At 39.5% G+C, this 18,925-nt stretch carries 17 protein-coding genes and 1 pseudogene; 15 read left to right on the forward strand and 3 right to left on the reverse strand.

The features are described from left to right. Positions 1-14: 14 nt before the first annotated feature. The 6 genes from glf (at position 15) to BSQ33_RS09465 (ending at position 7,190) form a co-directional block, all read left to right on the forward strand. Positions 15-1,118 carry a UDP-galactopyranose mutase gene (gene glf / locus BSQ33_RS09440; RefSeq protein ID WP_088133939.1) on the forward strand — a complete coding sequence of 368 codons (1,104 nt, stop codon included), beginning with the start codon at positions 15-17 and terminating at the stop codon, positions 1,116-1,118. Beyond that, positions 1,108-3,174 (forward strand): glycosyltransferase, encoded by a 2,067-nt coding sequence (locus BSQ33_RS09445; protein WP_088133940.1) that lies wholly within the window; start codon positions 1,108-1,110, stop codon positions 3,172-3,174. The genes glf and BSQ33_RS09445 overlap by 11 nt, the downstream gene beginning before the upstream one ends. Further along, complete coding sequence (locus BSQ33_RS09450) at positions 3,171-4,352, forward strand: nucleotide sugar dehydrogenase (RefSeq protein ID WP_088133941.1); 1,182 nt, start codon at positions 3,171-3,173, stop codon at positions 4,350-4,352. The genes BSQ33_RS09445 and BSQ33_RS09450 overlap by 4 nt, the downstream gene beginning before the upstream one ends. A 9-nt stretch (positions 4,353-4,361) precedes the next feature. Beyond that, entirely contained in the window at positions 4,362-5,228 is an 867-nt protein-coding gene (locus BSQ33_RS09455; protein ID WP_088133942.1) for an NAD-dependent epimerase/dehydratase family protein, read from the forward strand. A gap of 11 nt (positions 5,229-5,239) precedes the next feature. After that, a complete protein-coding gene (gene galE, locus BSQ33_RS09460) occupies positions 5,240-6,223 on the forward strand; it encodes a UDP-glucose 4-epimerase GalE (RefSeq protein ID WP_088133943.1) in 984 nt (327 codons plus the stop codon). A 73-nt stretch (positions 6,224-6,296) separates the two neighbouring features. Then, a complete protein-coding gene (locus BSQ33_RS09465) occupies positions 6,297-7,190 on the forward strand; it encodes a glycosyltransferase (RefSeq protein WP_088133944.1) in 894 nt (297 codons plus the stop codon). Positions 7,191-7,296: 106 nt separating this feature from the next. Here BSQ33_RS09465 and BSQ33_RS09470 read toward each other — a convergent pair. Next, positions 7,297-7,652: pseudogene (locus tag BSQ33_RS09470) on the reverse strand (phage integrase central domain-containing protein); the annotation flags it as partial. A 523-nt stretch (positions 7,653-8,175) separates the two neighbouring features. Here BSQ33_RS09470 and BSQ33_RS09475 point away from each other — a divergent pair. Then, the gene (locus BSQ33_RS09475; protein WP_088133945.1) at positions 8,176-8,361 is read left to right on the forward strand and encodes an AlpA family transcriptional regulator; all 186 of its coding nucleotides are present in this window, start codon (positions 8,176-8,178) and stop codon (positions 8,359-8,361) included. Here BSQ33_RS09475 and BSQ33_RS21575 read toward each other — a convergent pair. After that, positions 8,296-8,511 (reverse strand): hypothetical protein, encoded by a 216-nt coding sequence (locus BSQ33_RS21575; protein ID WP_157721376.1) that lies wholly within the window; start codon positions 8,509-8,511, stop codon positions 8,296-8,298. The genes BSQ33_RS09475 and BSQ33_RS21575 overlap by 66 nt on opposite strands. A gap of 421 nt (positions 8,512-8,932) precedes the next feature. On the opposite strand from BSQ33_RS21575, the gene BSQ33_RS21990 reads away from it, so the two are divergent. The 3 genes from BSQ33_RS21990 to BSQ33_RS09490 all read left to right on the forward strand — a co-directional run bounded on the left by BSQ33_RS21990 (position 8,933) and on the right by BSQ33_RS09490 (position 13,809). Continuing rightward, entirely contained in the window at positions 8,933-9,130 is a 198-nt protein-coding gene (locus BSQ33_RS21990; RefSeq protein WP_232471917.1) for a hypothetical protein, read from the forward strand. A 146-nt stretch (positions 9,131-9,276) separates the two neighbouring features. Then, complete coding sequence (locus tag BSQ33_RS09485) at positions 9,277-11,226, forward strand: MrcB family domain-containing protein (RefSeq protein WP_088133946.1); 1,950 nt, start codon at positions 9,277-9,279, stop codon at positions 11,224-11,226. 27 nt (positions 11,227-11,253) lie between these two features. After that, positions 11,254-13,809 carry a restriction endonuclease-like protein gene (locus BSQ33_RS09490; protein ID WP_088133947.1) on the forward strand — a complete coding sequence of 852 codons (2,556 nt, stop codon included), beginning with the start codon at positions 11,254-11,256 and terminating at the stop codon, positions 13,807-13,809. A 787-nt stretch (positions 13,810-14,596) separates the two neighbouring features. Here BSQ33_RS09490 and BSQ33_RS09495 read toward each other — a convergent pair. Further along, positions 14,597-15,484 (reverse strand): hypothetical protein, encoded by an 888-nt coding sequence (locus BSQ33_RS09495; protein WP_088133948.1) that lies wholly within the window; start codon positions 15,482-15,484, stop codon positions 14,597-14,599. 411 nt (positions 15,485-15,895) lie between these two features. Here BSQ33_RS09495 and BSQ33_RS09500 point away from each other — a divergent pair, with 411 nt between their 5' ends. The 5 genes from BSQ33_RS09500 (at position 15,896) to BSQ33_RS09520 (ending at position 18,738) form a co-directional block, all read left to right on the forward strand. Then, positions 15,896-16,540, forward strand: coding sequence for an inovirus Gp2 family protein (locus BSQ33_RS09500; protein ID WP_088133949.1), 645 nt, complete (start codon positions 15,896-15,898; stop codon positions 16,538-16,540). Between the two features lie 61 nt (positions 16,541-16,601). After that, positions 16,602-17,354, forward strand: a complete 753-nt coding sequence (locus tag BSQ33_RS09505; protein WP_088133950.1) for an inovirus Gp2 family protein — start codon at positions 16,602-16,604, stop codon at positions 17,352-17,354. Further along, the gene (locus BSQ33_RS09510) at positions 17,344-17,943 is read left to right on the forward strand and encodes an inovirus Gp2 family protein (RefSeq protein WP_088133951.1); all 600 of its coding nucleotides are present in this window, start codon (positions 17,344-17,346) and stop codon (positions 17,941-17,943) included. Before BSQ33_RS09505 ends, BSQ33_RS09510 begins: the two co-directional genes overlap by 11 nt. Positions 17,944-18,007: 64 nt before the next feature. Next, complete coding sequence (locus BSQ33_RS09515; protein ID WP_005496783.1) at positions 18,008-18,208, forward strand: AlpA family transcriptional regulator; 201 nt, start codon at positions 18,008-18,010, stop codon at positions 18,206-18,208. Between the two features lie 83 nt (positions 18,209-18,291). Further along, positions 18,292-18,738, forward strand: coding sequence for a ribonuclease HI (locus BSQ33_RS09520; protein WP_088133952.1), 447 nt, complete (start codon positions 18,292-18,294; stop codon positions 18,736-18,738). Positions 18,739-18,925: the final 187 nt, after the last annotated feature.

The following is an 18,925-nucleotide window of genomic DNA, read 5'->3' on the forward strand; positions in this document are numbered from 1 at the left end:
AAATAGGATTATATATGTATCTAGTAATTGGTGCTGGATTATCTGGCTGTGTTGTTGCAGAGCGAATTGCAAAAGAGCTTAATAAAGAAGTCCATATTATCGATAGACGTAATCATGTCGGAGGGAATATTCATGATTATGTCGATGAAAATGGCGTGATGGTTCATACTTATGGCCCTCATGCATTTCATACTAATCATAAACAAGTATGGGATTATCTCTCACAATTTACTGAATGGAAGCCTTATTTTCATCATGTTGAAGGTTATATTGATGGCCAAGATGTTCCAATCCCATTCAATTTCAATACAATTGAAAAGTTATTCCCCCAAGAATATGCTAATAATTTGATTCATGAACTTATTACTGAATTCGGTATTAATAAAAAAGTGACAATTCTGGAGCTATTACAGAATGAGAAGTTCAAGGATCTAGCCCAGTTTGTCTATGAAAAAGTATTTTTAGGTTATACTCAAAAACAGTGGGACAAGAAGCCTGAAGAACTTGATATTTCTGTAAGTAGTCGTGTACCTATCTATACCAGTAAAGATGACCGCTATTTTCAAGATACTTATCAAGCGATACCTGAACAAGGTTATACTAAATTAATCGAAAATATGATACAATCACCCTTGATAAATGTATCATTAGAAACGGATTTTTCCGATATCGATGTGAGTCAATACGAAAAAATTATTTATACAGGTATGATTGACGAATATTTTAATTATTCACTCGGGAAGTTGCCATATCGTAGTCTTGAATTTACTTTGAAAACAATTGATAAACCACAATATCAAAATACGGCACAAAAGAATTACTCAAGCAATTTTGATTTTACTCGAATTACGGAATATAAACATTTCTTGGATCAGAATACTGAGAAAACCACAATTGCCTTAGAGTATCCCAAAGCGTATGAAGAAGGTATAAATGAACCATATTATCCGATACCAAGTGATGAGAATCACGCATTATATGTACAGTATAGAAAACTTGCAAAAAACGAGAAAAATGTAATATTCTTGGGTCGTTTAGCTGAGTATAAATACTATAATATGGATCAAATCGTAAAAAGTGCTCTATACACATTTGAAAAAGAAATCTATGTTAAATAAAAAAGTTTGTATTATATCACCAGATATTATAGGGCCAATAAAAAATGGTGGCATCGGCACACACTGTTATCATTTAGCTAATGATCTACGTAGTCAAGGATTCGATGTTACGCTTCTCTTTACTGGTCCGTTACAAGTAAAAAGTCATGAGCATTGGATTCAATATTATAATGATCTCGATATAAAATACATAGCATTAGATAATATTAAATCTGATTTAAATATATCATATGAATTACATTCAAGTGCTTGTTTTTTTTTGGAAAATTCATTTTTTATTTATGAATATTTGAAACGTGAAAATTATGATTTTGTTCATTTTCAAGATTGGCTTGCTAATGGCTTAGTTTCAATTCAAGCTAAACAAACCACGAACTATTTTTCCAATACACTATTAACGGTGACATTACACTCTTCAACGCAATGGCAAACCGAAGGGATGCTGCGTTATAGCTCTAATCCTTGTTATGATATGAAATTGAAGTGGGCTGAACAATATTGTGTTCAACATTGTGATGTTGCAATCTCTCCTTCTGAATATATGTTCAATTGGGTGCAACGTTCGGGTTGGACGTTATCAAAATGTCATCGTGTCATACCCAACTGTTATCATCCCGCTCAGAATAATTTGATTGAATTTGTGCCCGATAAAGGGCATTTGATTTTCTTTGGTCGATTAGAAACCAGAAAAGGTTTAGAATATTTTCTAGATAATATTCCAAATGTAGATAATTTAGTTAAAATATCATTTATCGGGAAAATTTCTTTAACCTCAGAGGGGCGAGCAGATTCTGTTTTGGCTCAGAAGTTGAAAAGTAGAGAGATCGATTATGATATCTATGAGGACTTTGACTCTTTTCAGGCGATTGATTTTATTAAATTAAATAAAGGATTAGTTGTCATACCTTCTTTAGTTGATAATTTCCCGTACACGGTTGTTGAAATGATTCAAAATGGAATTCCATTTGTATGTAGTAATGTTGGTGGAATTCCTGAAATGGTTGATGAGAAAGTATTGTTTAATATTAATGATAAACAAGGACTTTCAAAGCTTATCAATAATATAGATATTGATTTTTTCTCTAGCATTAATCATTTATATAGTCCTGTGCTTGCAAAAAAAGGGTGGGTTGAACTACATAAATATTTTCATCGTGATGAAAAAAATGATTCAAAATTAAATGATAATTTGGTCTCAATCTGTGTTCCGTATTATAACTATCCTCTATATTTGCCACTTTTGCTAGCTTCGTTAAAGGGCCTCACTTATCGCAACATTGAAGTTATCATTGTAAATGATGGCAGCCCGCAACCAGAAGCAAATGATGTTTTCGAACGAATGAAGTTAATTTATTCGGAGTTTTATTTCTATTCAAAAGAAAACAGCGGGGTTGGGGATACACGAAATTTTGCTGCATCTAAAGCTACTGGTGAATACCTTATTTTTATGGATTCAGATAATATTGCTTATCCTAATATGGTTGATGATTTTGTTAAAGCTATAAAAAAATCGGATAGTGATGTTGTTACTTGTCATTTTGATGCTTTCGACGAAAACTTTGAGTTTTGCGACTCAGATAAAGTACTATATAAATACCTCCCATTAGGGCCTTGTAAAGAGTCTGGAATATTAGAAAATATTTATGGTGATGCGAATTTTATTATTAAAAAGCAGGTATTTGAGGCTTTGTCAGGTTTTGGGACAGAAAGACATACTTCTTGGGAAGATTGGGAGTTTTTGGCTAAGTGTGCTTTAGAGGGATATCGTCAGGCAGTTATTCCGGAACCTTTATTTGGTTATCGCCATACAGAAGCAGGTTTTAGCCGTAATACGAGTTTGTATAATAATCATCAACGAATATTGAAGTGTTATAGCCGATATTATCCTCAGGAAATTCAAAACTTAATTTCAGGATATGTATTACCTAGTTTTTATCGTATTTCATTCATTAAAAAATTGTATCTAAAATACAAAAACATATTTGATTTTTTCTTTCCTGTAGATTCAAGCAGAAGGAAATTGTTAAGATCATTAATTAAGAGAGTTTTAAAATGACATGTAAAATTGCAATTGCTGGTACTGGTTATGTAGGTTTGAGTAATGGTATTTTATTATCCCAGCACAATGAAGTAGTAATGTTAGATATCATTCCTGAAAAAGTAGAAATGTTAAATAACCACATTTCGCCTATTCATGATGATGATATTAGCGAATATCTTAATCGTAATGATCTTAATTTTAAAGCAACACTGGATAAGAAAGAAGCCTATGAAGGTGCGGATTTCGTCATTATTTCTACTCCAACTGACTACAATGAAGAAACTGGCTTCTTTGATACTCGTTCAATTGAGTTTGTTGTAAGTGATGTTCTTGAAATTAATCCCAATGCAGTAATGGTTATCAAGTCTACAATCCCTGTAGGTTATGTCAAAAGTTTAAAAGAGAAGTTTAATACTGATAATATTATATTCAGTCCTGAGTTCTTACGTGAAGGTCAAGCACTATACGATAATCTTTATCCTAGCCGAATTATCGTTGGTGAAAAGTCAGAACGAGCTCAAGTTTTTGCTAACTTGTTGAGAGACGGTGCGTTAAAAGAAGATATCCCAGTATTGTTTACTAATAGCACTGAAGCTGAAGCAGTCAAATTATTTGCAAATACTTACTTAGCGATGCGCGTCTCTTACTTTAATGAATTGGATTCTTATGCTGAAACTTATGGCTTAAATACTCAACAAATTATTGAGGGTGTTGGCTTAGATCCACGAATTGGTACTCATTACCATAACCCTTCTTTTGGTTACGGTGGTTACTGTTTCCCTAAAGATACTAAGCAGCTCAAAGCTAACTTTAAAGCATTAAATGTTCCGAATAATCTTATCGATGCTATTGTTGAGTCAAACAAAACACGTAAAACTTTTATCACAAAACAAATCCTGAATAAAGAACCCAAAGTTGTTGGTATTTATCGTTTGATTATGAAATCTGGTAGTGACAACTTCAGAAGTTCAGCCATTCAAGACATTATTGCTAACTTAACTAACAGCGGTATTAAGGTTGTTGTCTTTGAACCAGTTGTTGAAGGTAGCAGTTTTGATGGCCTTGAAGTGATTAAAGATTTGAACGAATTTAAATCGATTAGTGATGTTATTGTGGCAAATAGAACGGCTGAAGAACTCGATGATGTCGCTTCAAAAGTGTACACTCGTGATGTTTTTAAAGGTGATAAGTAGAGTTTGGCGATGAAAAAAATTTTGGTAACAGGTGGCGCTGGTTTCGTCGGTAGTCATCTATGTGAACGTTTAGCTCAGGATAAAAATACTCAAGTATATTCCCTGGATAATTATTTTACTGGTAGTGAAGATAATCATGTTCCTAATGTGACATACATTAAAGGAAGTAGTCAGAATATCGATTCTTTAATCGATTTTGTTCCTGATATGATTTATCACCTCGGTGAATATTCTCGTGTTGAACAAAGTTTCGATGATATTGAAAAAGTACTGGAATTTAATAAGTCTGGCACTTACGCGGTTTTAGAGTTTGTGCGAAAGCATAAATGTAAGTTACTTTATGCAGGTAGCTCAACTAAATTCGGTGATTCTGGTGAGAATGCAGATGCTAGCCCTTATGCGTGGAGCAAGTCTACCAATACTCAATTGGTTAAGAACTACGGTAAATGGTTTGGTATTGATTATGCGATTACTTATTTCTACAACGTGTATGGTCCACGTGAAATTAAGAATGGTAAATATGCAACATTAATCGCTTTGTTCAATCGAAAAATGAAAAATGGTGAAGTATTAACTGTTGTATCTCCTGGTACTCAGTTAAGAAATTTTACGCATATAAATGATACGGTTGATGCTTTAATGCTTATTGGTGAGCATGGTCACGGTGATGAATACGGCATTGGTAGTCCAGAAGGTTATTCAATTCTTGATGTAGCTAAGATGTTTGGTGGTGAAATTGAGCTACTACCAGAACGGAAAGGTAACCGTATGGTTGCTCAAGTCATGGATGCTAAAACTAGAGAACTTGGTTGGAAGCCGAAGGTGCATCTAAGTGAATATATTGATTACTGCCGTTCTCAAAACTGGGAAGTATAAGAGGCAATAGGATGAAAAATATTTTAGTTGTTGGTGGTGCTGGTTACATTGGTAGTCACACCTGCAAAATGTTATCCCAAAAAGGATTTAATCCAATAGTTTTTGATAATCTTATTTATGGACATAAAGAGTTTATCAAATGGGGTGAATTCGTTTTAGGTGATTTATCTGATATTAATCAAATCAGACTTGTATTTGAAAAATATCAGATTGACGCCGTTATGCACTTTGCTGCTTTTGCATATGTTGGCGAGTCGGTAGAACATCCGCAAAAATATTATGCAAATAATGTAGTTGCAACGTTAAATTTGTTAAATGTAATGATTGAGTTTGGAGTGAAAAATTTTATCTTCTCTTCAACTTGTGCCACATACGGAAATCCACAGTATCTGCCTATTGATGAAGCTCATCCTCAGACGCCAATCAATCCATATGGTATGAGCAAATTGATGGTCGAAAGCATTCTGAAAGATTACAGTAATGCTTATGATTTCAAGTTCGTTTCATTACGTTATTTCAACGCATCGGGTTGTGACCCTGAGTGTGAAGTTGGTGAGAATCATAATCCTGAAACGCATTTAATTCCTTTGATTTTGGATGCGGCTATCGGTAAAAGAGATAGTATTAAAGTCTTCGGTAGTGATTATGATACTCGTGATGGCAGTGCTATTCGTGATTATATTCATGTGATTGATCTCGCTGAAGCGCATATTTTGGCTCTCAAGTCCTTATTAGCCGGAGGAGATAGCGATATCTTTAATCTTGGTAATGGACAAGGATTTACAGTTAAAGAAGTCATTGAATGTGTTAAGCAAGTAACCCAGAAAGAGTTTAAGGTTATTTATACTGACAGAAGACCGGGTGATCCAAGTAGTTTAATTGGTTCGAGCGATAAAATTATTGCCAAGTTAAATTGGAAACCAAAGTTTGCTCGTCTTGAAGATATCATTAAAACGGCTTGGGATTGGCATGTGAAATTGAATGAAAAAAATTAGCATTCAATATCATATATAAGGGATAGTCATGACTACCCCTTTTTATTAAATCTGTTTTAAGATGAAATAAGTAGTGATTAAATATAGTGTTCTTATTTGCACCTATCACGGTGAACGTTATATAAAAGAACAAGTTCAGAGTATACTTGATCAAAAATACAAGCCAGAAATGGTTATTGTCTCTGATGATAGTTCTAATGATTTGACAAAAGAAGCATGCCGTCAAGTTTTTAATGAAAATGATTACAATGATTTCATTGTTATTAATGGCTCTAAGAAAGGAGTTATTAATAATTTTATTGAACACATAAATATAAATAGATCTGAGTTTCTTTTTTTATCAGATCAAGATGATATTTGGTGTGATAATAAAATAGAAGAGTTTGAAAAAGTTGTTACCATAACAACAACTCCCATGTTATGGTTTTCCGATTCTTGTTTGATTGATACTGATGGTAACTTAATATCTCACAGTTTCTTCTCTTTTCAAGGACTATCAGAGAAGGTATTGAACGATGATTCGATTGTTTTTAAAAATGCAGTCCAAGGAGCCACATGTTGTTTAAATTTACCTCTATGTAAATTGGTTGATCAGTCCTTAAAGCATATTGATATAAAAAATATAGCGATGCATGATTGGTGGATAGCACTTCTAGCTAAGTATTATGGACAATGGGATTTTATCGACCAACCCTTAGTCATGTATCGCCAGCATAGTCTTAATGTTGTCGGAGCGAAGCGCCGATTATCCAATTATATGAATGTGTTAATCAAACCATGGGAGTATTATGCTCGTTTGAAATTGGTTTTGAAGCAAAAAGAAGAGTTAATATCATTAGCTTCATATATAGATACAAAAATTGTTTTTAATAAGAAGGACAGTTTCAAGTGTCAACAGATCAGTTACTTAAAGTTAATCTTGATAAAGATAACTATATTATGGTTAAGATGCTTTAAAAATAAGTGATATTTTATTAAAATAAATACCAGAAAAATATTTTCCTATTATTTATTATGTGCACCTAAGTGTATTACATGTATTTGTATTGAGTAGATGAATCTTAATCCAATTTTATTTGTTCTGGCACAAATACTCTGGTGCGACTCTCCTCAATATATCCTGCGTCGTTGACACCAAAAGCTGCAGTTGGATCTATCTGAGTTAGATCTAGCTTGTTATCGTGTCGGAATAGTCGTTTCATATATACATAAGAGTATCGTTAGCAATGGTTGGTCGATTGCTATCAACAATACGTCTGATGACTTCTCGTACATCCAATACTGTTACCTGATCGATTTTAAGCTTCCCAATTACCGAGCGGATCTCTTTGGTGTATACACGCTTTGAGTAGAGGCCGTTGCCATCTGCGGTTTTGTGTGGTTCATCTTTGGCTAAAGCGGCGGCTTTACGTGCATTGAGTTTGCCCATAGTTCTCTCCTTGTTATGGAAAGTGACTCACCATTTTGCTGAAAATACAGGCAAAGATCTGAAATCTACTGAAAATAAAAAAGCCCCTATTTACAGGGGCTTGGTAAAGCAATAAACTGCCAATCTCTCGAAATAAAATGAGGCAAGATCTGAACAGGTCATGTCGATTTTTTACTTCTTTTCGAGATAAGTTTTTTATGTGTCGATACACTCGACATATCAAAACTCAATCCATACGATGTACGAAACCGAGTTTTGAGTAGGAAGCTTCAAAGCACTACTCATCCCTTGGGCTTTTGGGGCAAAGCCTTAATTCACGCCACTTAGCCACACCCTTCCTGCCCATACGGTATTTATTCCTTGGGGCATTATGTCAATTCTGGGGCAGGTTGTTAGCAATAGCCTCAGAAAGCTACATGATCTTGGCATTTATCTGCCTACAGCGTCCGTTTAGTACAGGCAAACGCCTAACCCAACTACACAATCATCCACAACATCAGTACACCCTGCTCGTCAGCAGCGGATTTTGCGCTTGCCCGAGGTAAAGGCCAAAACAGGTTTTGGCCGCAGCACCATTTATGCCCTGATGACCAGCGGAGAATTTCCGAGGTCCATTCGTATTGGTGCGCGTGCCGTGGGCTGGTTAGAAAGCGATATCGACCAGTGGATTGAAACCCGTCATATCGGTGCTGCCTATGGCCGTGGATAAACCATCAGCATTAAACCCGTTACCTTCCAGTGAGATGAATAACACCGCGCCAATATTACCGGCTTGAAGCCACCGAAGGCCTAAGCCCTGATCGCGCCGCCAAAGCGCTGATGGCCGCAGGCTACCTAGTCCCCGATGGTAATCGGCCACAGCACAAAGTCAGCTTGCCCGACAGCACCCGCCCACGTACTTTCTTTGAAATAGACAGGGTGTGAAAGGCAGCATATTGGATGACTAAAAAGACGATGAATCCTGTTTGTGCTTGTCGCTTTGCCGTGAACCAGCAGTCAACATAAGGGCTGGACGAGGCTTGAAGTCCAATACGGACAATACCGCTAGTGTACTGGTGGTGAACTTACTGTGCACGGGGCTTGTAATCGTCCTAAACGGAAAATATCCTTGCGCTATTATCAGTAGTTGATAAGAAGCAGGGCTTTATGTATAAGCATACAGTCTTTTGATTTTTCAAACACTTTTTTACGCATTCTCTGGCGCTGGTCTTTTTGAGCGTCGAGAGGGGAAAGTAGAGAGTGCGGGCAAACAATTCAAGTAAAGAAATGCGAGTAAAGCAATGAAAAACGCAAAGCAATCGCGCTGTGTGATCGGGATTAAAGGGCAAAGCCCTGACCCCGATTACCCCGTCGATATCTGGTTCGACTCGCTGAAATCGGTGGTCAATGTGCTGTCGAAAGAAAACCAGCAACTGTTAAAAGTGATTGCCGAGCAACAGCCGCAATCAGTGACTGAGCTGGCAACACTTACAGGTTGAGCGGTTAGTTATGTGTCGAGAACACTGAAAACATTAGAAGTTGTGGGTATCGTTCAGTTGGTGAAATCGAATAAAAGTACCCCATCAAAGAGTATTTCTCTAATACACGCTAACTTTTTAGTGCTGGTTTGAATTTAAGGATAGTTATGAATCTCAAAGAGAAGTTAAGCAATTTCGTTAATGGTTGGGTGCAAGCAACAAAAGAGCAATTTACTGGTCATCCTATTGCAAATCTTTTTCGTCAAGATTTAAAAAATGAAATCGAACAATTAGTAAAACAAGACTCCGATTTATTTGAGATTAAAGCAAGTGTTGGGGCTGGAAATTGGGCAAACGTACCTTGGCTATCGATTCTTAATCCAAAGATCACTACAACCACGCAAGATGGAATTTATCCGGTTTATCTGTTCAATGCAGATGGTTCAGGCTTTTACCTTTCGTTGAACCAAGGAACAACCATACCTACTAAAAACTTAGGAAAGAAAAGAGCGGAAAAAAGAGCAGAGGATATAAAGAGGGTATTGTTATCTCAATTTCCTGGATTAAAGACTTGGGGTGTACAGGAAATTGATTTGAAGGCAGAAACGTCGCTTGGAAAGTCATATGAAAAGCCAAATATTTCAGCGAAATTTTATAGCAGCGCTCGTCTTCCAGAAAGCGATGAATTAATAACAGATCTTCAAGAATTATTACAGATATACAAGGACATAGAAGAATTTAAATTTGAACATTTATTAGAGGAAGAGGATTTTAGCCAGAGTAAGTCAAAAGAGCCTTTTACTATTCAGGGTGTCCCACTATCCAAACCCTTCCTCCTTCTCGCAGGCATCTCAGGTACAGGTAAAACCCGTTTTGTGCGTGAGCAAGCTAAGGCGTCTGGTAGTTTGGATGAAACTTATTGTTTGGTCTCAGTCCGCCCAGATTGGCACGAACCGAGTGACTTGCTGGGTTATGTATCTCGCCTTGGCCAACAACCACAATATATTGCCACCGACGTGTTGCGCTTCATCGTTCGCGCTTGGAAGGCCATTATTAAATCAATTGACTTTGATGCGAATGGCAAAGCTATTGATTGGACAGGTCGTGACTTACAAGACATTCCGCCCTACTGGCTTTGCTTAGATGAAATGAATTTAGCGCCCGTAGAACAATACTTTGCAGACTACCTGTCGATTTTAGAAACGCGCTGTTGGAATGACCCTGATGTATCAGCAAACTCTGGCCGCGATTATATCTACCAGTGTGATCCACTGCTCAGCGCAGATGTTTTCAAAGATTTAGATAGTAACTTTGGCGAAAGCTACAACTCAGAAAAGATCAACGCAAAACCATCTACTCTTTTAGCCAAAGATCTTGGCTTAGATTTAACAACACCGCTAGAAAAAGACATTTGGGCTTACTTTTTAGAACACGGCATCAGCATTCCATTCAATTTGATTGTCGCGGGTACGGTGAATATGGATGAAACCACGCATGGCTTTTCGCGCAAAGTGATTGACCGAGCGCTGAGCTTTGATTTTGGCGCGTTTTTCCCTAACGACTATAACGACTTTTTCACCCCAACCAGCTGCAATAAACGTCTTAGTTACCCCATTTGGTCAAATGCCAGTAAAGCGGATTTAGCCAATACCTTTGATGCGGATGGCGCTAAAACCGTTGCGTTTTTATCGGCCGTTAATGCAGTGCTAAAAAATACGCCGTTTGAATTAGCGTTTCGTGCGCTTAATGAACTACTCCTCGCGGTGGCCAGCAGCCAACCTCAAGACGACTTGACCCTAAAAGCCGTGTGGGACGACTTTATGATGTGTAAGGTTTTGCCGAGAATCGAAGGCGATATCGACAAACTGACCACATCCGATGGGAAGGCCTTGTTGGTAGAACTGAACACTGTACTGACTACTCAGTTAGCCCCAATTTGGTTCACATCTGAAACGGACGAAGCCAATCAACGCCCTGACTTGTATCGCGAGAAAATCGTGGCTGACGGTGCTACTGATGAGGAAAAAGTACTTCGCATACCTTGCCGTTCAAAAGCTAAGTTAAAGTGGATGAGCGAGCGATTAGCCAGTGCCACTTTCACCAGTTTCTGGCCTTAAACAATTGGCTTCAAGGAGGGTGAGCGCATGCCAGAATTATTAAGGCTAAAAACAGACGAATTTTTATTTACCATCAAAGCCGCATCGGTTGAAAGCCGAAGCCGCACCTTAAGCAAAACTTTGCTTACTCGCCGATGCACTAATTCTAATGTTTTTGTAAGAGTTGCTCCTGCAATAAAACTTAGCGAGCAACCACGAGGTTTTGTCGATGGCTCATGCTCATTTTTGAATGCGGTAGAAGACCTTAACCACACTGATCAAGTCAATTTAGACTTCCCTATTTTTTTTGAGAACACGCTGTATCAAGTAGAGTGGATTTTTCTTAAAAAAGTACAATGGGCGAGCCTAAATCACCGCTCTAGGACTGTTTGTGATGCATTTATATTTACTCCCAGTGAAGACGACTTGAGTGCACGTTTAACTGGCACCATCAATACAGGCAACGATGTGGGTTGGTTGCGTTTGCCACTCACTTTTGAGCTGAATGGCAAAACACAGACTCAGCATATTGCGTTTGAAGTGCTGCCAACCAAAATGGCATTGCACCAAGACTTGCCAGCTATGTACCAAGCCATTGATAAGGTTTACCCCCTTTGGCGCTTTAGTTTGGTCGAAAAAACCGAACAAGACGCAGCAACCAGCCAGCAACGTGGGCATTTTCCACTGATGTGGTTGGCTAATTTTGCCGCGTTAAAGGAGCGTTTTGAGCAAGGCTTAAAAGTGATTTGTGCCGCACCGCATCGTCGCTTACAACCCACAGTAGCCAATATTAAAGCCGCCAAATTAAAAGGCCGCCTGCCTCATAAGTTAGCGGAGCAAGTCAAGCAAGACTTTACTAATGGCCAGTACGATAAACGCTACGCGGTCGAAAAAAAGCAACTGAGTGTTGATACTCCAGAAAACCGCTTTATCAAAATGGCGGTGAGTAAAAGCAAGCGGCAATTAGCGGAGTTTGAACAAAAGCTGAGGCAAAGTAACCAAGCGCCAGAGCGGCAACGGTTGTCGGATTCATTTTTAAATGAGCTACATAGTTGGCAACAACCGCTGCAAAAAGTGTTAGATCAGAGTTTTTTAAAAGAGGTTGGTGCACACACAGGGTTAAACCGTGAGTCTTTAGTGCTCCAGCAAAAAACCGGTTACAGCACGGTGTATCGTATTTGGCAGGAGCTGAAATTTTATTTAGAAGTGTTTGGCAATCAGTCGAGCATTTCGATGAAATCGGTGGCTGAGATTTACGAAGTGTGGTGCTTTTTGTGTTTAAAGCAGATTTTAGAGCAGGACCTTGGCTTTGAATTGGTGGAAAACGGTGCGGCAGAGTTAAAACAAAATGATTTTTTTGAGTATAGCTTTAAATTTAAAGAAGATGGCATGTGTGGCGCTTTTCACTTTAAACGTGCTGATGGTGTGACGGCAAGATTAGCTCATGAACCGATTTTCAATAAAACGGGTAAAATACGTTCGTATCTAGTGAACCAAAAGCCAGATATTGTTTTGGAAGTGACATTACCTAAAAGCGCCCATTTAACAAAAGCAGACTCAGGCTCATCAGAAGAGAAGCAGTTTATTTGGCTGTTTGATGCCAAGTACCGCATTAAAACCGAGAAAAGCCGCTTTGATGACAGCAATGAAGATATTGAAAGTACTGATTACGTACCAGACGATGCCATTAATCAAATGCACCGTTATCGGGATGCACTCATCCGTTTATCAGAGCCGCGCTTGCTTGACTCTCCATCCAGTTCAATCGTAGGCCAACCTGCTAAAAAAAGCCGCCCAGTTTTTGGTGCGTTTGCTTTATACCCAGGTTTTTTTGACCAATCCATAACCCCAAACCCCTACGCAGCCGCTATAGAAGAAGTGGGTATTGGCGCGTTTGCCCTGTTGCCTAGTCCAAATGAGCCCCGTCAAACTGATCTTAGCCAGACTGGGAGTGGTTATTCCGGTCACCAGTGGTTGCTAGAGTTCTTGCAAGCCCAAATTGGCACAGCACCAAATATACAAACAGGGCAAGGCAATGAAGCCATGTCCCCTGTGGCTGGGATGGCGGAAAGGCTCTACGTACAAGAAGCAGCACGCATACCGTATTACGGCATGCGCCAAGTACTGTACCCTGATTTGATACTTACTGCCGCATTAGGCCCCCAAAAAGGCCGAGACCCAAGCTACCTCGAAAACTTCGAAAGTGGCCTTGCTTTGTGGTATCACATAAAAGTCAGAACGATTAAGCAACTAGAGAATAAAATAGGTTCTTATCATATTGCTGATGAAATTCGCTATTTAGCGTTAGCAACGCCATCAACTCAGCATGTGGGTACTAAAACGATAACAAAGGTATGGCCTGTGAAACAGGTTGAAATTTTGCCACGTAGTTCGATCACTGCCGATCAAGCCGGTAGGGCCGACGATTCCTCTGAACTCTATTATCTCTTTCAATTAGGCCGGCCGTTAACTCTTCAGAATCCTGTTACTCATGTTCCTTTACGAAACTTCAGCCACTCGATGAAACTCACAACCTTAACTCGCCTAGAGAGCGTCACTAAGTTTGCTGAGGTCGAAAAAGTCTACGAAGAGGCAATGGTGTGAAAAAGGGGGGTATCTATTATGCAGAAGGTGAAACTCGTGTTGAGTACCGTTTTGAATCCGACACATTATGGTTATCTCAAGCCATGATGGGTTTGGCCGTGGTATAGCGGATCATCCAGTAAGGCGAGCCCTTCACCGTCTGCATATTTTTTGGGTTCGGCTTTGCTGTATGAAATTATCTGTTTTGCGGTGAGTTTTCCATGTTTACGCCATCGTTGCTGAAATAATGGAGGGGCAATAAAATGACCGCCCACCACTAAACAGGTGGTTGGTAACGGACATCTGCAAACCGATTTGGACGGGTAAAATAAAAAAGCCCTGTATTTACAATGCTTTTTACAAGGTAATCCAGGGCTTCTAAGACATTCTTGGACGGATAACTTTCTACCCAAGAATCTATTCTATATTCTGGATCTGTTCGTCGAGCAATAAGTTTTATTACTTAAAAATCATAAACTTAGTAGTTTTGTGTTGTCTAATTAAGAATTTTACTACCCAATATACTACCCAGTTGGTTTAAGTTGCTATGTTTCTTACGTTGACAATAGTTCTGTTTTTGATGAAATAATCTTCACTCAGTCACTCTAAGTTGTGACAGTATCCTGTAGTTCAACTATCGATTACTATGTCGCCAGAATATTAATGATAATGATGTTCATTTGTATGTGTTCTGTTTGACTAATCGAAGCACCAAGCTGTCAGAGTGAGTTATATTTGTATACTAGTGTCATGTAATTCTGCCGTAAACAACTGTGCCTTTGTTTTAGGTGTTGCTACACCAGAGCATCTAGAGCAGAGCTCGATAGGCGTGAGCTTTAACCACCTCCTCCACCTTTGGCTTTCTTACTAAGTTCAAGAGTCTCACTTTAAGAGTGTATATTTTATTTTGATACCAGAAGAAGCCTTCCTTACCATGTAGATAATAATCTGGCTTTTTGGAAGTTAAGTTTTCCTCTGTGTCATCATAGATGCTTTCTTGAGCGGCAATGCTTTTTATGAAGTTGTCATAATCTTGTTCAGGGGCAGTCTGAATCTTAGGTGTACCTGCTTCTGGCTCTTCTTTTGGTATTGTTTTCCCTTTTCTAAATAGAGACGTAAATTTCAGTACAAATGTGCTGGTAGGTTCAATAAAACAAGGAAGAGTCACCTTGTCGATATCTGCCCGTCTTTGGTGAAAAACGATTAATCCCATTTCTTCGAGTGATTTGATACTGACGGTTATCTTACGGCTGTTAGTTCCAAGTCTAGTGGCCAGCATTTTTATCCCCATTGGGATTCCGCCTAGTTTCTCATCATAATTTTTTGCTAGCAACATACACAAACAAATGAGAGTAGATTTTGGCTGTTGCCTGATGCTCTTTTCTTCGAAATAACGATAGATGTTTTGATACTCAACGAATTCATCAGCTATGGGTTTATTTCGAAATCTTGATTCGCTTAACGGACTGAATGGCATCAGGTAAGCGTCATCAAAAGGGGTGAACCCCGGCCATATTGACTTTAGTTGTTCCCAGTTTTTTATTCCCAAATAACGTGTGGGAGAGTGACGATTTTTATCAATAACTAGCGTCTTTGAATACCCTCCTGAAAGCAAAATATAACTGTCTTGCCTATCAAACGGGTTGATGAAATTGTGGAGCTGGTAGGTTGTATCTGTTATCTGATTTGGGGTCATAGTGATCTACTTATTGGTAGCTGTTTTTAGCTGATTATTTATGTTCATAAAGTGTAGTCCGATTGATCTATCTAAATAAATTATTTTTTGGATTGTCACTTTTTATGTGAGTGAACTCCATAAGTAAAAATGCATGAGCCGTGATTTTTGATAAAAAATGAAGGTTAGCTGGTTGGATTTAGCCGATGTGAAGGCTCAGTAATCACCTAAAAACAGAGTGGGAGTGAATCGAGGGGGATCGGTAATTAATAATATATATACCTCTCCATCTACTCATCTAATCCCACACCTCAACCAACGACCTCATCACTCGATATCTTGGTAGGGGATGGGTTCCCCTACCCAAAGAGAGACTTAGAAAATAACGTCACTATCAGTACCTATGTCATTAACAAAACATAGGTCTCTATCATGTCTAAAAATCTAACCATCACACACGAATCCACTTTCAACGGAAACAAGATATACATCGACAAGGAGGGGTTGGTCGTTGAATACCTAGAAGGGATAGAGTCAGTCCTTGAGAAAGCTCTAGAGCAATATGCGAGGCTTTTTATCGTTCGAGTGGACCTTAACTTACCAACAGACTTTAGAGGGGATGATTCAGCAGTGATGACTCGTTTCTTCCGCTCTTTGAAATCTCAGGTAGCGGCATATCGAAGACGTAGTGCTCGCCTAAATCGCAAATCCTATCGTGAGACCACCATTCGATATGTATGGGCGAAAGAGTGTGATACCTCAACGAGCAGTCATTACCACGTTGTACTTATCCTTGACCGGAACATCTTTCGCTCTCTGGGGGATTTTGGAGAGTATCAGCAAAGTTTGGCTAACCGTATTCGTAATGCATGGAAGCGTTCAGTGGAAGCCATGTACTCAGGTAAAGAGAAACCAGCTATCCATTTCTCCAAACAAGGCCAGTATCACTTGCTACGTAACTCTGAGGAGTTTGAGGAGGTGTTTCAATCTGTCTTTTATCGACTGAGCTATCTAGCGAAACGAAGAACGAAGCATTTTGGAAAGCGTATGAATAATTTCGGTCATAGTCATAAGTAGCTTAAAAAGTAACGGTAGTACCAGTTCCTGTGGGAATCACAACAAACCACAGGAACCAATCATGACTCATCAACTTAACGTTACTCATAGTCGTTCAGATGCTCTTAACCACCACACCATCACTTGTGACCGAACCTTTAATGGAAAGCCACTCTACTACCACAAGGATGGTCTCGTTCTCGAATACCTAGAGGAGATAGACCGAGTGCTGACTGAAGCACTAAACCAATACCCAAGAATCTTTGCTGTTCACATCAACCTAAACCTACCGAGTGACTTCGGGGAAGATTACCTAGCGGTGTTTGCCCATTTCTTTCGTATTTTAGAATCGGAGACTAATGAGCTCTGTAGAGACAAATACACCGACAGAACTTATCAATACCAGCAAACGGTCATTCGCTATATCTGGGCGAAGGCCAGTGAATCCACCAGCCAGCATCATCATCTTATCTTGCTCTTTGATAGGGATCTCTTTCAAAACTTCGGCACTGGACGAGAGGGTTGGGGGCGTTCTCTCTACAAAAAAGTGAGGAAGACATGGGATAGGGTGGTTGAAGCTTATTACAGCCAACCATGCTCTGGATTAGCCTACTCTCCTACGAATGAAGGTTTTGAGCTGTTGTCTGACGCTGAAGTGTTCCCGTTACAGTTAAACGAGTTCTTCTATCGAATCAGTCGTCTCGCGAAGCCCATTGCCAACCGGAACGATCACTTCAACAAGAGCTTTGGTTGCAGTCACGACTCACCTAAAAAATACAGCGCGAGTAATGCCTATGTCATTCACAAACAAAAAGGCATTACTCATGGCGAATAGAACCTACCTCCCAAGCATTACTCTTGATAGAACTTTTGAAGATTACCCGCTGTATTACAGCGACAAGGGGTTATACGAGTCAGCACTGACCTCAATGGTCGATGTTTTTGAACAGGCACTCAGTCAGTTTGACATCTCTCTTGCTACACGTTTGGACTTGTTTTTGCCAGAAGATCATCAAGATACCGACCTCAGTATCCTCAACGATTACTTTAAGTTGCTTAAAGAAAAGCTTGATACGGATTCTCTGTTCTATGTATGGCGTAAGCGGGAAGACAAGGTGCCATCTCACAACTATCGCGTGATGCTGTTTAGTGACTATAGCCAGCACTTTGGTCCCGCTATTTGTTGGGATAAGCGCAATGAATTGGTCGAGCACCTTAAAACGGCTTGGCAAGAAGCGATAGAAAAGCACTACAGCGGCGAAGCGCGTTCATTGGTGTTTCTCAATGACCGAGGCAATTATGGGGTAGGGACTCGTTGTCGTAGTAAAGACACCAACATAAAGAACACTGTCTTCCACCGTATGAGCAGCCTTGCTGAAGCGTGGGAAGAAAAGCGTTACTGCTTTGGCTCTAGCTTGGAGTAGACCGACTGCATTTCTTTACAGTGGCGGCTTATCACATGGGTATATACAAGAGGAGACAATTCCCATGAGATTTTTACGACTAAAAGAAGTGATGTCACTAACAGGGCTAGGCCGCTCCACTATCTACAAGTTCATGGCAGATGAAACCGACTTTCCGAAGAGTGTCCCACTCGGTGGACGTGCCGTGGCTTGGGTCGAAAGTGAAATAGAGGAATGGATGGAGCAACGTCTAGCACTGCGAGACAACCAAGAATCTTTTCAGTAACACAAACATCAAATCACATCATCAACGGGGCGCTGGCTAAGCAAAGTCATGCGCCCTTTTTACAATTAGAGAGAGATAAAAAAATGAGCTATTCAATTTACGTAGACGGCGCTGCACCAAACAACCAACACGGATGTACACGAGGTGGTATTGGGCTGGTGGTCATGGATGAAGACAACGATATTGTCCATGAAGAGAGCATCACCATTGACCGAGATACGGATTGTGCGGAGCTGGAGTTACTGGCGTTTATCGAAGGATTAGAGTATGCCGAAGACGGTGATGTTATCTATTCGGACAGCGATTACTGTGTGAAAGGTTTCAACATCTGGATGGACGATTGGAAAGACCGAGGGTGGCGTAAAGCGAATAAGAAGCAGGTTAAGCATCGGCAACTCTGGAAACAAGTCGATGAACTGCGTTCTAGAAAGTATGTCGAGGTACTTAAAGTCAAAGCTCATTCTGGTGTTAGAGGGAATGAGATAGCGGATTCGTTAGCAGTTGATGCTGCTAGAAGCGATATCGATTGATGTAATAGTGCGGTTTGTTGGCACAATCCAACAAACCGCTATTATCCCGTTATTTGCGTTTTTGTAGATAACATATATCTGAAGCTTGATGCGATGTGGGAGAGAGAACGGGCATTAGACCAACCGCTCTCTTAGCAAGTTTTTGCCCCATTCGAAGTTAGTAACGTGACGAAGGGGTAACTTCTTT

Source organism: Vibrio gazogenes (assembly GCF_002196515.1).
Lineage (GTDB): Bacteria > Pseudomonadota > Gammaproteobacteria > Enterobacterales > Vibrionaceae > Vibrio > Vibrio gazogenes_A.

Bases quoted from the DNA above. Each gene is read 5' to 3' on its own strand.
- glf (WP_088133939.1), top strand. From the start codon at position 15: ATGTATCTAGTAATTGGTGCTGGATTATCTGGCTGTGTTGTTGCAGAG.
- BSQ33_RS09445 (WP_088133940.1), top strand. From the start codon at position 1,108: ATGTTAAATAAAAAAGTTTGTATTATATCACCAGATATTATAGGGCCA.
- BSQ33_RS09450 (WP_088133941.1), top strand. From the start codon at position 3,171: ATGACATGTAAAATTGCAATTGCTGGTACTGGTTATGTAGGTTTGAGT.
- BSQ33_RS09455 (WP_088133942.1), top strand. From the start codon at position 4,362: ATGAAAAAAATTTTGGTAACAGGTGGCGCTGGTTTCGTCGGTAGTCAT.
- galE (WP_088133943.1), top strand. From the start codon at position 5,240: ATGAAAAATATTTTAGTTGTTGGTGGTGCTGGTTACATTGGTAGTCAC.
- BSQ33_RS21990 (WP_232471917.1), top strand. From the start codon at position 8,933: ATGAAAAACGCAAAGCAATCGCGCTGTGTGATCGGGATTAAAGGGCAA.
- BSQ33_RS09485 (WP_088133946.1), top strand. From the start codon at position 9,277: ATGAATCTCAAAGAGAAGTTAAGCAATTTCGTTAATGGTTGGGTGCAA.
- BSQ33_RS09490 (WP_088133947.1), top strand. From the start codon at position 11,254: ATGCCAGAATTATTAAGGCTAAAAACAGACGAATTTTTATTTACCATC.
- BSQ33_RS09495 (WP_088133948.1), bottom strand. From the start codon at position 15,484: ATGACCCCAAATCAGATAACAGATACAACCTACCAGCTCCACAATTTC.
- BSQ33_RS09500 (WP_088133949.1), top strand. From the start codon at position 15,896: ATGTCTAAAAATCTAACCATCACACACGAATCCACTTTCAACGGAAAC.
- BSQ33_RS09505 (WP_088133950.1), top strand. From the start codon at position 16,602: ATGACTCATCAACTTAACGTTACTCATAGTCGTTCAGATGCTCTTAAC.
- BSQ33_RS09510 (WP_088133951.1), top strand. From the start codon at position 17,344: ATGGCGAATAGAACCTACCTCCCAAGCATTACTCTTGATAGAACTTTT.
- BSQ33_RS09515 (WP_005496783.1), top strand. From the start codon at position 18,008: ATGAGATTTTTACGACTAAAAGAAGTGATGTCACTAACAGGGCTAGGC.
- BSQ33_RS09520 (WP_088133952.1), top strand. From the start codon at position 18,292: ATGAGCTATTCAATTTACGTAGACGGCGCTGCACCAAACAACCAACAC.